Below are 13,896 nucleotides of genomic sequence, written 5' to 3' on the forward strand. Positions count from 1 at the left end.
TCAAGCCTCCATGTTCTTCCTCGGATCGTATGGATGTGACGTCTCCCATTCCTTGATCAGGGACGTCAGCCGTTCGTCGGGATTGGCGGGCAGCACGATCTTCAGGGAGACATAGACGTCGCCGTGCCCGCCGCCGCGATTGGCAACGCCTTTGCCCTTGAGACGCAGGACCTTGCCCGTATTCGAGTGCGGGGGCAGCGTCAGGTTGACGGGTCCCGACGGTGTCGGCACACGGACCTTGCCGCCGAGCACCGCCTCGCCAAGTGAGATCGGCAGTTCCAGGCGGATGTCGTCGCCATCCCGCGTGAAGAAGCGGTGAGGGCTCACGCGGATCTCGATGAGGGCATCACCCGGCGGCCCGCCTCCAATACCCGGCTCGCCCTTGCCGCGCAGCCGCAAGGTCTGGCCGTCGCGGGTTCCGGGCGGGATCTGCACATCGAGCGGTGGCCCGTCCGGCAGCTTGACCTCGGTCCTGGTGCCGTTGATGGCCTCAAGAAAGTTGACCTGCATGGAGAACCGCCGATCCTGGCCATGACTGCGCATCCTGCCGCCGCCGGCGCGGCGCGAAAAGAAATTGGCAAAGGAATTGTCGGCATCGCCGAAATCGGCAAAGCCGGCACTGTTGTGGTAGGGATTTTCGGGACCGCTCGCCGAGGCATAGTCGCGGTAATAACTGCGTTGCGCCCGCTCGGCGCCCGTCATGTCGATCTCGCCGCGATCGAAGCGCCCGCGTTTTCCCTCGTCGCCCAATATCTCGTAGGCGGTCGAAATTTCCTTGAACCGCTCCTCGGCGTGTCTGTCGCCGGGATTAAGGTCGGGGTGAAGTTTCTTGGCAAGCTTGCGAAAGGCGCTTTGAATGTCCTTTTGCGACGCATCCCGCTTCACACCCAGAAGCTCGTATGGATCCTGGCTCATGCATATCTCCGTCAGGGCAGTTAATACTGCCGATTGGCTTGGGGGAAATATAGGTTCTCAGACCGCCGCCGGGGAGGGGAAGCCACAGAAGGTTAGAGCGCCAGCGCGTCTTCTTCCTGAGGGGCCGAGCCGTCATGCGCTTGATCGGGACGCCGATCGATGAGAACCGAGCATCCGGCGTGGCGCACGACCTTCTCGACGATCGAGGAGAAGACGTAGTCGGTGATATCCGCCACATGGGATGAAAGCAGGATGAGATCGGCTGATCTCTCCCTGGCGGCCGACACGAGCACGGAGGCGGCAACGCCGATGCGGATCTCGACTGTCGCCGGAATGGCGAGCTCCTTGCAGAGCGACACAAGTTTCCTCTCGGCATCGACGATAGCGGTCGTCTCGAATTCCTCGGGAATACCCGACAGGTGACGGTGGGGGATGTTCTCGATGGCATGCATGACGACGACGTTTCCGCCTTCGTCCAGGAGCTCTGCCGCCCGGCGCAGGAGACGGATTGCCGTTTGCCGGGAGCCCATGCCGATGCCGCAGATGATCGTTCGATACATTAAATCCTCGCACGCAAATGGTCGCACCGATTATACCGGCATCGACCGTTTCTGTTTTGACCGATATCAAACAGAAACGCCGAAATAGCGCAATGATCGCGTCCAGGAAGCGGCCGTTCGCTTCAAAATAGAATTTTGGGGGTCGTCACGATTGACGGCATGGCCATCGGCAATAGCTCTATCGTGACGTCGTTACTGATCGAGGTTCACATGCAGACTTTTGCAATCATCGGAGCGGGCGCAATGGGAAGCGCGGTCGCCAAACGGCTGGTCGATCACGGCGCCACCGTGCTGACCTGTCTCGAAGGCCGCAGCGAGCAGACGATCGCGCGGGCTAAGGCGGCCGGCATGGTGCCGGTCGGCCGCCAGGAGCTGGCGAAGGCAGAGATCATCCTGTCGATCGTTCCGCCGGCGGAAGCGATCGGGGTTGCCGGGCTCGTCGCGGAGATATTGCCGGGGGTGCAGGCGCCGCCGCCTTTCATCGACCTCAATGCAATTGCGCCGAAAACAATGCAGGCAGTGGCGGCACGGTTCGGCGGCAGCGGCGTGGAAGTGTTGGATGGCGCGATCATCGGCGGGCCGCCGGTTCCCGGCAAATCAGGTCCGACCCTCTATATCAGCGGCGATACAGCGGCGCGAACCAGGCTGCTCGAAGAATGCGGCCTCAAAATCCGCAGGCTCGATGGACCGCTCGGCGCGGCCTCGGCGCTGAAGATGTGTTATGCCGGCATCAACAAGGGCTTTGTCGGCCTCGGCGCGGCGATGCTGCTTGCCGCATCGCGCTCGGGTGCTGCCGAAAGCCTGAAGGCCGAACTCGCCGAAAGCCTTCCGGACGTCGACCGCAAGCTGTCGAAATCCATTCCGGATATGTATCCGAAAGCCTATCGATGGGTTGCCGAAATGCAGGAGATCGCCGATTTCCTTGGAGAGGATGATCCGGCGGCGGGGATTTTTCGGGGCATGGCGGACGTCTTTGCCAGGATGGCTGGCGATGTTGAGGGTAGCCGTCTCCTCGTCGGACAGTTGGATGAGATCCTCGCGACCGCGGAAACCGGCGGCTGAGCACGGCGGTCAAGCAATCGTCGCTGCGCCGAATATCGGGGGCGGCAGCATCTCTTAGCCAACGCTCTGACGATTATGTGAAGCCGTTCCGACACCTCTGACAAACCTCATTGCCTCTGCTATGTCAGGAAAAATGCGTCGGCCAAACGGACGTCGCAACCTATCCGACCAATGCCAGGAGTTTGAAAGATGAGCGGTTCTTCCGAGTATACCCCCCCGAAGGTCTGGACCTGGAATAAGGCGAATGGCGGCCAGTTCGCCAGCATCAACCGCCCGATAGCAGGCCCGACGCATGACAAGGAGCTTCCGATCGGTCGCCATCCGCTGCAGCTTTATTCGCTCGGAACGCCGAACGGCCAGAAGGTCACGATCATGCTCGAGGAGTTGCTGGCGCTTGGCCATAGCGGTGCGGAGTACGACGCCTGGCTGATCCGGATCGGCGATGGCGACCAGTTCGGCAGCGGCTTCGTCGCCGTCAATCCCAACTCGAAGATCCCGGCGCTGATGGATCGCAGCGGCGAAACGCCGATCCGCGTCTTCGAATCCGGCGCCATCCTGACCTATCTCGCCGAAAAGTTCGGGGCTTTCCTGCCGACCGCACCGGGCGAGCGCGCCGAATGCCTGTCATGGCTGTTTTGGCAGATGGGAAGCGCACCCTATCTCGGCGGCGGTTTCGGCCATTTCTACGCCTATGCGCCGACGAAGATCGAATATGCCATCGACCGTTTCGCCATGGAAGTGAAGCGCCAGCTCGACGTGCTCGATCGTCGCCTCGCTGAAAGCGAGTATCTGGCCGGCAGCCAATATACGATCGCCGATATTGCCGTCTGGCCTTGGTATGGCGGCCTAGTGAAGGGCTTGACCTATGGAGCCGCCGAATTCCTGCAGGTCGAGGACTATAAGAACGTCCAGCGCTGGGCCGACGCAATCGGCGACCGCCCGGCCGTAAAACGCGGGCGAATGGTCAACCGGACCTCCGGCGAGCCGTCGAGCCAGTTGCATGAGCGTCACGACGCCAGCGATTTCGAGACGAGGACGCAAGACAAACTCGCGGTCGCCAGTTAAGCAACCGCCGCGACTTTCGCTTCCCCCGAAATAGATGATGCTCCGCCGCCCAGAGGCGACGGAGCGTGGGCCAAAACTCAGTTCTTGACGGTATCCTCCAGGAAGAATCGGCCGAGCGGGTTCTGGTAGAAGTTCTCGATATTCTTGCGCGTGACGTTGATATAGGGGCTGTAATAGAGGTCGATCCAGTTGACGTCGTCCTTGGCCATCTTCTGCAGATCGACATACATCTCCTGGCGCTTCTTCGGGTCAAGCTCGAGACGCGCCTTGGCGACCAGTTCCTTCACCGCCTCGTTCTTGTAGTTGGTCGAATAATTGTTGTTGGAATCGTGGCCGAGCACGAAGGTGGTCTTCTGGTCCGGATCGAGAATGTCGTTGGTCCAGTAGTTGACCGAGACGTCGTAGTCGCCGGCAACGGTCATATCCCATTCCTGGCTCGGATCGACCTTCTGCAGATTGGCGGTGATGCCGGCCTTCTGCAGCTGCTGCTGGACCAGCACGGCCGTCTGTTCATCGACTTCGTCGCCGGCGCGGACCAAGTAATTCAGCGTCAGGTCGGAGGCGCCGGCGGCCGCCAGCATCTCCTTAGCCTTTGCCGGATCATAAGGCCGCTGCAGATTGTCGGCGAAATAATAGAGAGCCCCCTTCGGAATGTAGGAATTGGCGACCGTGCCCTGGCCGAAGGTGACGGTATCGACGATCGCCTTCTTGTCGATCGCCAGATCCAGCGCCTGGCGGACTTCCTTCTTGCCGAGCGCTCCATGCGCATGGTTGATCAGCAGATGATCCTCACGGGTCGAGGCGTCGATATCGACGTTGAGGTTTGGATCCTTCTTCAGCTCCTCGACACGGGAGAAGGGAACGAAGATCGCCGCATCCAGCTCACCGGCCTGGACGTTCAGCATGCGGGTATTGTCGTCGGGCACGGAGATCCATTCGACGCCGTCGAGCTTGACGCGGTCGGCCTGCCAGAAGTTCGGGTTCTTCTTCAAGATGATACGGTCGCCGCGGCGCCATTCCTCGACGGTGAACGCGCCGGATGCGATCGGCTTTTCGGCATAGGCGTCGGCACCAAGCGATTCCATGCCCTTCTTGGAAATGACCGAAGCATTTGGCAGCGCCAGCGTCGAAAGGAACGGCGCGGACGGGTTTTTCAGCTTGATCGTCAGCGTATGCGCATCGGTCGCGACCGCCGTGTCGATCACCTTGTAGGAATCGCTCCAGAGCGAGGCAGCATCGTCGCGGATGCGCAACAGGCTGAAGGCGGCGTCTTCCGCCGTCAGCGGCGAACCGTCGGAGAATTTCGCGTCGCGGATCTTGAACGTATAGGTCAGTCCGTCGTCCGAGGCAGTCCAGCTTTCGGCAAGGCCCGGTTCCAGCTTGGTGCCTGTCTTGTCGACGCGGATCAGCACGTCGTAGACGTTTGAGAACACCCAGTTGTCGATGTTCTGGGCTGTTTTGATCGGATCGAATGTCGTCGAGTCCTCGCGGCGGCCGATGGTCAGCACACCGGCGGCCTCGGCATAGCTTGTGCTGAGTGTCAGGCCGGCGAGCAGGGCTGCAAGCCCGATTGATTTCCATCTGTTTGTCATGAATTCGTTCCCTTCGTTGTTATGGCATTCGTTTGATGGGTTGGATCGGCACCGCTTGCTGATCGTCCCGGCCGCCGGCGCCTTGCAGCAGCGGCGTATCAGGATCGATGTCGGGAATGGCCGCGATCAGCGCCGCCGTATAGGCATGGCTCGGCCGCGCGAAGACCTCTTCGGACCGGCCTTGCTCGACGATCTCGCCGCGATACATCACGACGACGCGTTCGCAGAGATTGCGGACGATCGCCAGATCATGGGCGATGAAGATCAGCGTGAGGTTCATCCTCGCGGTGAGTTCGCGGAACAGCTCGATGATCTGCGCCTGGATGGTGACGTCGAGCGCGGCGACGCATTCATCGGCGATGATCAGCTTCGGGTTGACGGCGAGCGCCCGGGCGATACCGGCGCGCTGGCATTGGCCGCCGCTCATGCTGCGCGGTTTGCGGCCGGCGAATTCGCGTTCGAGGCCAACCAGATCGAGCAGCGCGTCGATCCGCGCCGGGATATCGGCCCTGGCGACCTTGCCCTGCACCTTCAGCACCTCGGACAGCATCTGCCCGATCGTCAGCCGCGGATTGAGCGCATTGTAGGGATCCTGGAAGACCATCGCCGTCTCGCGCCGGAGTTTTGCCAGGCCGGCGCTTTTCTGCAGGGCCAGATCGACGCCGTCGAAGGTGACGTGGCCTGAGGAAAGCGGTGTGAGGCCGAGCACGGCGCGGGCAAGCGTGCTCTTGCCGCTGCCGGATTCGCCGACGATGCCGACCGTCTCGCCCGGCATGATCTGCAGGCTGACGCCGGCAACGGCGCTGACCGTCTTGCCACCGCCCTTGAACAGGCTGCCGCCGGCTCTGAACCGCACATGCAGATCGTCGATTTCGAGCAGTGGCCGCGCCGGTGGGCTGGCCGCGGCAATGCCCAACAGCGGCGCGGGCGTCGCGCCGGGCAGGGAAGGGTGGCTGTTGATCAGGTTGATCGTATAGGGATGCTGCGGCCGCGCCAGGATCGTCCGCTTCGGCCCCTCTTCGAGGAGCTTGCCGTCGCGCAGCACGGCGATGCGGTCGCAGCTTTGGGCAACGATGCCGAGATCGTGTGTAATCAGAATGATCGACAGCCCGCGCCGGTCGCGTATCTCCATCAACAGTCGCAGGATCTGCGCCTGGATGGTCACGTCGAGCGCCGTCGTCGGCTCGTCAGCGATCAGGATCTTCGGGTTGCAGGACAGAGCAACGCCGATCATCGCCCGCTGCCGCATGCCGCCGGAAAATTCGTGCGGATAGCTGTCATACTGGCGCACCGGATCGGGGAAGCCGACCTGCGCGAGGATTTCCGTCGCAGCAGCGCGGGCTTCGCGGACGCCGAGGCGTTGATGATAGCGGATGCCCTCGGCGATCTGGTCGCCGATCCGCATCACCGGGTCGAGATGACTGGTCGGGTTCTGGAAGATCATGCCGATCTCGCCGCCGCGCACCTTCAGCATCTCGCCGTCGTCGACCCGCATGAGGTCGCGCCCTTCAAGCAGCACCGAGCCGCTTTCGATCTTCAACAGCGAGGAGGGCAGCAGCCGCACCAGCGAACGGCAGAACAGGCTCTTGCCCGAGCCGCTCTCGCCGACGAGTCCGAGGATCTCACCTTTGCCGAGATCGAGCGAGACCGCATCGAGCAGCGTGCGCGGGCCGGAATCGAGATGGACGCGTACTGTGAGATCGCGGACGGACAGCACGGAGCCGCTCATTCGTGCACTCCGAGCAGTTCGCCGAGAGCGTCGCCCAGCATGCTGAAGCCGAAAGCAAGGCAGACGATGGAGAGGCCGGGAAACAGCGTGATCCACCAGGCGGTGGTGATGAAGCTCTGTCCTTCCGCGACCATGACACCCCATTCGGCCACCGGCGGCTGGACGCCGAGGCCGAGATAACTGACGGCAGCGCCGCTGAGCAGTACGAGCGTAGCATCGGACATCGAAAAGACGATCGAACCGGCGATCGCGTTCGGCAGCAGGTGGCGGAACATGATGCGCGAGCGGCTGAAGCCGAGGCTGACGGCGGCAACGGCGTAGTCGCTGCTTTTCAGCACCAGCATCTGCGCCCGGATCAGCCTCGCGTAGGAAACCCAGCCGACCAGTGCCATGGCGATATAGAAGCTGCCGAGGCCAGGGCCGAGGATTGCGATGATCGACAGCATCAGCACGAGGAAAGGGAAGGCGAGAATGATATCGACGAGGCGCATGAACAGCGCATCGACGATGCCGCCGAAGAAGCCGGCGATCGTGCCGACCGTCGTGCCGATCAGGAAGGGGAAGATGACGCCGATCAGCGCCATCTGCAGATCGAGGCGGGCGCCCCAGAGGACGCGCGAGAGGATATCGCGGCCGAAATTGTCGGTGCCGAACGGATGTAACAGGGAAGGCGCCTGCAGGCGCACCTCGGCGTTCTGCATGATCGGGTCGTAGGGCGCGATAACAGGCGCGCCGATCGCCAGCAGGACGAAGAACAGCAATATGCCCGCACCGACGGCAAGCATCAGCCGCCGTCTGAAGAACCGGTGCCAACCGAGGGATGCTGGGGCGATTGCTTCGATGCTCATAGCCTCACCCTCGGATCGACGGTGACGGTAACGATGTCGGCGATGAAGTTGATGAGCACGGTGGCGCAGGCAAAGACCATGGCGACGCCCTGGACCACCATGTAATCGCGTGAAAAGATCGCCCTGACGAGCAGCTGCCCCATGCCGGGCAGCGCAAAGACGGTCTCGACCACCACCGTGCCGCCGATCAGCCAGCCGATGTTGACGGCAAGCAGGTTGATCGTCGGCACCAGCGAGTTCGGCAGCACATGCCGCCAGAAGACGATCCCCTCCGGCATGCCACGGGCGCGCGCTGCCGTCGCCACATCCGATTTCAGCTGCTCGATCATCGCCGCCCGCAGGCTGCGCGTCAGCACGGTCGAGAGCGACAGGGCGACCGTCAGGCTCGGCAGCACGAGATGCGACAGCTTCTCACCGATCGTCGCGCCATAACCGGAAACCGGCAGCACGCCGAGTTCGACGCTAAACAGGATAATCAGCATCAGCCCCAGCCAGAAGGGCGGAAAGCCGATGCCGAATGTCGAGACGATGCGCACCGCATGATCGGGCGCCCGGCCGGCATTGCGGGCGGCGATCGCCGACATCGGCACCGCAATCAGGACCGAAAGCACGACGCTGGAAACGACCAGCGCAAGCGTCGGCTCGATGCGGGTGACGATCAGCTTCAGCACGTCGATCTTGTAAAGGATCGACTTGCCCATCTCGCCATTGGCAAGGTTCTTGAGGAAATAAACATATTGCAGCCACATCGGCTGATCGAGGCCGTACTGGGCGCGGATGCTGGCAAGAGCTGCCGGTGTCGCGCGCGTGCCGAGGATGTTGCGCGCCGGATCGCCTGGGATCAACCGGACCAGAATAAAAGTGATGACGCTGATGCCAAAAATGACCGGCAGGAACTGCAGCGGTCGGGTCAGAACGAATCTATAGCGATGCATGAAGGCGATCGCCCCTCTTTCTTCGTCGGGTTTGAGCCGCTTTACTTTGCATCAGGCTGCCTTGTGCCGGGCGAGAAAATCGAGAAGCGCCGGATAATAATCCTGCGGATTCTCATAAAACGGCATGTGGCTGGCGTTGGCAAATACCTTGAGTTCGGCATTCGGCAGCGCAAGCTTCATCCTGAGCGCACAGGCCGGGGTCAGCTCATCATGCTCTCCCGTCGTGATGAGCACCGGCAGCATCAGCCGCGGCAGATCTGGGATGCGGTTCCAATCCTTGAGGTTTCCGATGTAGAGAAACTCGTTCGGCCCCTGCATCGTCTCGTAGGGCGCCATGTTCCAATCGTCGAGCGAGCGGCGCACCGGCGCCGGCCATTCCGGCAGACGGCAGACATGCCGATAATTCAGAATGGTGACGGCAGCGAGATATTCGGGGTGATTGTAGGTGCCTTGCGCCTCGTGCTTCTGCATCATCGACACGGTTTCTGGACCAAGCGCGGCGCGTAGCCGTTCCAGTTCCGAGATCAGATGCGGCATGTCGGCTACGGTATCTTCGAGGATCAGCGTCTTGAGGTTTTCGGGATAGGTCAGAGCATATTCGATCGCCAGCCACCCGCCCCAGGAATGGCCGAGCATGTGGACCTTGCCGAGGCCCAGCGCCTTGCGCACCGTCTCCGTCTCCTCGACATAACGGCCGATCGTCCAGAGCGAGAGATCGGCCGGCCGGTCGGAGGCGCCGGTACCGAGCTGGTCGAAGGCAACGACGCGATAGCCCTTGTCGATGAGACAGGAATGCGCCTCGCGCAGGTAGTCGCAGGGCAGGCCCGGCCCGCCGTTCAGGCAGAAAACCGTCTCGCTGCCGGTCCCGAAACTATAAGCAACGACGCGATAGCCATCGACATCGATCTCGAATCGCTCGTCCGGCCGTATTTCACGCCACATTGATCGCTCCGCCAGAAGATTTCACTTGCTCAATAATTGGGCACGGCTAAATTTTTACCTTAAACCGCATTCCGTGCCAGCTATAAGAAGTGATAGGGTGGGCAGTACGCCGTACCTGGGAGCAAATCATGCTTGACGATATCGGAACGATCAGACGGCGGTTTACAGCGCATGAAACGCTGGACGGCCGGATCGACCAGGCCTTCGAGGCGATGCAGCAGATCGGCTTCGAAGCGCTGATCTATGACTATACGCCGGTGCCCTACGATCTCGACGGCGCCATCATGATACCCTCGCTGCTGAAGCTCAGGAATATATCAGACGACATGCACGACTACTGGTTCGATCGCGGCTATTTCCGTATCGATCCGGTGCAGCAGGTGGCGCTGCGCACCTCCGCACCCTTCTTCTGGAACTATGACGCCGACGCCGATACGTTGATCAGGCGTTTCATGAGCGAGGCCACCGCGCCGGTGACGCGCTATTTGCGTGAACGCGACATGTCGACCGGCGTCACCGTCCCGGTTCACATGCCACGCGGCGACTATGCGACGGTCACCGGTATCCGCTTCGGCCGCAATAGCGATTTCGAACGGCACGCCCTGCGCTATATCGCCGACTTCAATCTGCTGGCCCATGTCTTCCATGAGACCGCCTATTCGCTGTTTGACACGCGGGCGAAGAGCGTCGGCACGATCCGCCTGACCGAACGCGAACGTGAATGCCTGCGCCATTCGGCGGAAGGTTATTCAGCCAAGGAAATTTCCCGCATCATCGACCGTTCCGTCCCGACTGTCGTCATGCATCTGAACGCCGCAACCAAGAAACTCGGCGCCCGCAACCGCACCCAGGCCGTGGTGCGCGCTACCCATTACCGCCTGCTCGAAGACCGGCCGACCCAACCCTGGCCACCCTATAACTTGTGATAGCTGCCTTCGCCGTTGCCGCCGCGTTATGCTTTTTCATCACCGCTGAATGATGGAGACGCCTATGGGCGAAGTCACGACCACCGAAGCCTATTTGCCCTTTCGCGACTATCGCACCTGGTATCGCGTCACCGGCTCGCTGGAGAGCAGCAAACTGCCCCTCGTCGTCGCCCATGGCGGGCCTGGCTGCACGCATGATTACGTCGATTCCTTCAAGGATATCGCCGCCCTCGACGGCCGCCCGGTCATCCATTACGACCAGCTCGGCAATGGCAATTCCACCCGACTTCCAGAAAAAGGCCCGGATTTCTGGACGGTTGGCCTGTTCCTCGAAGAGCTGGACGCGCTGCTGTCCCATCTCGGCATTCAGCATCGTTATGCCTTCCTCGGCCAGTCCTGGGGCGGCATGCTCGGCGCCGAACATGCGGTGCGCCGGCCGCAAGGCTTGAAGGCGCTGGTCATCGCCAACTCGCCTGCAAACATGCACACCTGGGTTTCGGAGGCGAACCGGCTGAGGCAGGAACTGCCGAAGGAGGTGCAGGACACGCTGCTGAAGCATGAACTGGCGGGAAGCCTCACCGATCCGGACTATATCGCCGCCTCGCGGGTCTTTTATGACCGCCATGTCTGCCGCGTGTCGCCGTGGCCGCCCGAAGTGGCGCGGACCTTCGCGATCATGGACGAGGACAACACCGTCTACCGCAACATGAATGGCCCGACCGAATTTCACGTCATCGGCACAATGAAAGACTGGACGATCGAGAACAGGCTTGACCGTATCGAAGCCCCGACGCTGCTGATCTCGGGAAAATACGACGAGGCGACGCCACTGGTGGTCAGGCCCTACCTCGAACGTGTCCCGGGCTGCGAATGGGTGCTCTTCGAAAACTCCAGCCACATGCCGCATGTCGAGGAAAAACAGCTTTGCCTGGCGACCGTTTCCGGTTTCCTGTCACGGCACGATTGAGGAACGCGCTGCCGGCCCATTGGATCGCCCGCGATAAGCTGGCGATCACCTATCGACGAACCAGCCATTTCTTGGCGACGCGGCAAGCCATCGTATAGGCCGGATCAAAGACGTTGCCGACGTCGTAGCGCACCACCTGGCCGAGCAGATGGCTGGCCGCCGTCCTGTCCAAGCCATAATCCGACGCCAGCCAGGTCAACATTTCGCTGGTTGCATGTTGGAGCGCCTGATCGAGGGGTCGGGCGTTGCCGATGGTGAAGATGTCCTCGGCGGTTTCGCCGCGCGGCCAGACCAGCCCGGCCTTTTTTTCCACCGTCAGCCTCACCGTGACTTCGAAGGTGGTCTCGATGCCGGTTCCGACAATCTCGCCATCCCCTTGCACGGCATGGCAATCGCCGAGAAAGAACAAGGCGCCCGGAGCCGATACCGGAAAGCGAACCGTGGTGCCGGGACCGAACAGTCGATAGTCCATGTTGCCGCCATATTCGCCGCTGGTCGCGGTCGAGATCGCTTGGCCGAGGCTGGGCGCCACGCCGAAACAGCCGATCATCGGGGCGAGCGGCAGAACGAAATATTCGAGGCCTGCGACCGGCTCGGACAGCCGGACGGTCGAGGCATCGCGGTCGATGGCCCAGATGGCGATATCGCGCGGCGGCAGGTCACGCACCGTCTCGGGATCGACCACGTTGGCGGCGACGACGCTTCGGGTAAACCCCGTGTCCCTGGTCGGGATCATGCTGATGATCTCGACCTTAAGCGCATCTCCGGGCTCGGCACCTTCCACGAAGATCGGGCCGTTCATCGGATTGCCGCCGGGTGCCTGCTTGACACCGTCCTTGTCATGTCCGGCGGCATCAAGCGTCTCAGTGATCACCGTGTCGCCACTGGCGACATGGAGCGCCGGGGGAAATGAACCGATGACATTATGGAAGATCGTCGGAATGAAGCGGTGAGTGGTCATCACAATACGCTCTCGCTCGTTTGGAATGTTGTGAGCCTGCAGTTGAACTGCTCGGCGGAGAGAGTTGGAGTCTAGATCAGAGATTGCCTGCAATGCCAATCCACAGCATCACCCGAAATACGGTTCGGCCGCATTCCGGCCGCCGATCGGCAGGCTGTCATATCAACGCGTCTTTAGACATCGGGGAGGACTCCCTGGAATCCTGAAAGCAGATGATCACGCCTCGACCGACGTCGAGGCGCGATCACTTTACGCTCAGAATTTGAAGCTGGTGCCGAACGTTACCTTTTGCTGATTAACCTCGAAATCGCCGAGCGCCGAACCGAAATCCTTGCTCCCGAAATCGTCATAACGATATTCAGCGCGCATCAATATATTGTCTGTCAGGGCGCGCTCCACACCTGCGCCGGCGGTCCAGCCAATCAGAATGTCGTCCTTCTTGCCAACGCCCGGCACGTCGACTTCTCCACCGGCTGCGGCCAAACCCCCGGTTCCGTAGATCAACATACGGTCCAAAGCATATCCCACGCGGCCACGCGCCGAGCCGTCCCATTTAAGGGAAACGTCACTCCCATCCTTCCAGTTGTAGTTGAAGTCATTTTCGATACCGAAGATGAACGGGCCGTGCTGGAAATTATATCCGCCATAAATACCCGTGGACCCGCCATCGAGATCCTGCTCGGAACCGCTGAGGTAGCTTGCATGTGTCGCGGTATATCCGCCTTGCAGTCCAAGATAGAACCCCGACCAGTCGAAGGCCGACTGGGTCTGTTCCTGTTGAACATATGCGGGATCTTGAACCACGAGATCGGCGGCAAAAGCCGGCACTGCCGATAAAGTCACGGCGGCCAACGCGATTATCTTTTTATACATTAAAGTGCCTCGTCATTCGATTATTGGAGAAAGCTCAGCAAACCGGCAAGTCGGCTGGGGCCGATGCATTATGCTGCGGTTCGGAGTTGCGGTTTGCACTTTATTGTTGAGATATGTTGTGAACTCGGACACGGCGCAGGCGCCAAGGTCGCGCGTCAAGACGTCTCCGGACGTGTCGATACAAAACGAGCGCCAGCGCATATTCGGGCTACCACCCGATCAAATTGTCGATCGTCGGGCGCAGAATCCAACGCAGGCAGTGTAGAATTCCAACTCGCAGAAAACGAAACTTCCATCACAAACGTGCGGCCGCAAAATACGAATATTTGAGCCTATGTAATTGTAATAAAATAATTATTTTTGTTCCATAACCTGCATTACGCCACATTGTTTTGTAGCCGCAAAGTTGAAGTGTCCTGTTTCTGCAAAGTTGGAATGTCACACTCCCCGGGTCTGATTGACGCTTGGGAGATTGCGGATGGGACTGATTGCGATGAGCGAGCGCGATCTGCAGCGGATCG

The 13,896-nt window shown here is 60.9% G+C and carries 13 protein-coding genes; 4 read left to right on the forward strand and 9 right to left on the reverse strand.

Annotated elements, in window-relative coordinates:
* Entirely contained in the window at positions 1 to 915 is a 915-nt protein-coding gene (locus tag HJB82_RS28790) for a DnaJ C-terminal domain-containing protein (RefSeq protein ID WP_207585715.1), read from the reverse strand.
* Positions 916 to 1,007: 92 nt separating this feature from the next.
* On the reverse strand, positions 1,008 to 1,475 hold the full coding sequence (locus HJB82_RS28795; protein ID WP_221116166.1) for a universal stress protein: 468 nt from the start codon (positions 1,473 to 1,475) through the stop codon (positions 1,008 to 1,010).
* A 159-nt stretch (positions 1,476 to 1,634) separates the two neighbouring features.
* On the opposite strand from HJB82_RS28795, the gene HJB82_RS28800 reads away from it, so the two are divergent.
* Positions 1,635 to 2,537, forward strand: coding sequence for an NAD(P)-dependent oxidoreductase (locus HJB82_RS28800; RefSeq protein WP_207585717.1), 903 nt, complete (start codon positions 1,635 to 1,637; stop codon positions 2,535 to 2,537).
* Between the two features lie 189 nt (positions 2,538 to 2,726).
* Complete coding sequence (gene yghU / locus HJB82_RS28805; protein WP_221116165.1) at positions 2,727 to 3,602, forward strand: glutathione-dependent disulfide-bond oxidoreductase; 876 nt, start codon at positions 2,727 to 2,729, stop codon at positions 3,600 to 3,602.
* A 77-nt stretch (positions 3,603 to 3,679) separates the two neighbouring features.
* Here yghU and HJB82_RS28810 read toward each other — a convergent pair whose 3' ends face one another.
* The 5 genes from HJB82_RS28810 to HJB82_RS28830 are packed head-to-tail and all read right to left on the reverse strand — an operon-like array spanning position 3,680 to position 9,648.
* On the reverse strand, positions 3,680 to 5,194 hold the full coding sequence (locus HJB82_RS28810) for an ABC transporter substrate-binding protein (protein ID WP_207585718.1): 1,515 nt from the start codon (positions 5,192 to 5,194) through the stop codon (positions 3,680 to 3,682).
* Between the two features lie 19 nt (positions 5,195 to 5,213).
* Positions 5,214 to 6,923: an ABC transporter ATP-binding protein gene (locus HJB82_RS28815; RefSeq protein ID WP_207585719.1), complete on the reverse strand. Its 1,710-nt coding sequence runs from the start codon at positions 6,921 to 6,923 to the stop codon at positions 5,214 to 5,216.
* Complete coding sequence (locus HJB82_RS28820; protein WP_207585720.1) at positions 6,920 to 7,771, reverse strand: ABC transporter permease; 852 nt, start codon at positions 7,769 to 7,771, stop codon at positions 6,920 to 6,922. The genes HJB82_RS28815 and HJB82_RS28820 overlap by 4 nt, the downstream gene beginning before the upstream one ends.
* Positions 7,768 to 8,706, reverse strand: a complete 939-nt coding sequence (locus HJB82_RS28825; RefSeq protein ID WP_207585721.1) for an ABC transporter permease — start codon at positions 8,704 to 8,706, stop codon at positions 7,768 to 7,770. Before HJB82_RS28825 ends, HJB82_RS28820 begins: the two co-directional genes overlap by 4 nt.
* Before the next feature lie 51 nt (positions 8,707 to 8,757).
* Positions 8,758 to 9,648 carry a proline iminopeptidase-family hydrolase gene (locus tag HJB82_RS28830; protein WP_207585722.1) on the reverse strand — a complete coding sequence of 297 codons (891 nt, stop codon included), beginning with the start codon at positions 9,646 to 9,648 and terminating at the stop codon, positions 8,758 to 8,760.
* Between the two features lie 128 nt (positions 9,649 to 9,776).
* Between HJB82_RS28830 and HJB82_RS28835 the strand changes: the two genes are divergently transcribed.
* Together HJB82_RS28835 and HJB82_RS28840 are read left to right on the forward strand one after the other, a co-directional pair.
* Positions 9,777 to 10,574 carry a LuxR family transcriptional regulator gene (locus tag HJB82_RS28835; RefSeq protein ID WP_207585723.1) on the forward strand — a complete coding sequence of 266 codons (798 nt, stop codon included), beginning with the start codon at positions 9,777 to 9,779 and terminating at the stop codon, positions 10,572 to 10,574.
* 64 nt (positions 10,575 to 10,638) lie between these two features.
* Complete coding sequence (locus HJB82_RS28840; protein ID WP_207585724.1) at positions 10,639 to 11,541, forward strand: proline iminopeptidase-family hydrolase; 903 nt, start codon at positions 10,639 to 10,641, stop codon at positions 11,539 to 11,541.
* 49 nt (positions 11,542 to 11,590) lie between these two features.
* Here the strand turns inward: HJB82_RS28840 and HJB82_RS28845 are convergent, their stop codons facing one another.
* Positions 11,591 to 12,502, reverse strand: coding sequence for an acetamidase/formamidase family protein (locus HJB82_RS28845; protein ID WP_207585725.1), 912 nt, complete (start codon positions 12,500 to 12,502; stop codon positions 11,591 to 11,593).
* A 255-nt stretch (positions 12,503 to 12,757) separates the two neighbouring features.
* Positions 12,758 to 13,375 carry an outer membrane protein gene (locus HJB82_RS28850; RefSeq protein ID WP_207585726.1) on the reverse strand — a complete coding sequence of 206 codons (618 nt, stop codon included), beginning with the start codon at positions 13,373 to 13,375 and terminating at the stop codon, positions 12,758 to 12,760.
* Between the last annotated feature and the right edge of the window lie 521 nt (positions 13,376 to 13,896).

The sequence above is a fragment of the Rhizobium sp. NZLR10 genome, from assembly GCF_019685125.1.
Taxonomy (GTDB): Bacteria; Pseudomonadota; Alphaproteobacteria; order Rhizobiales; family Rhizobiaceae; genus Rhizobium.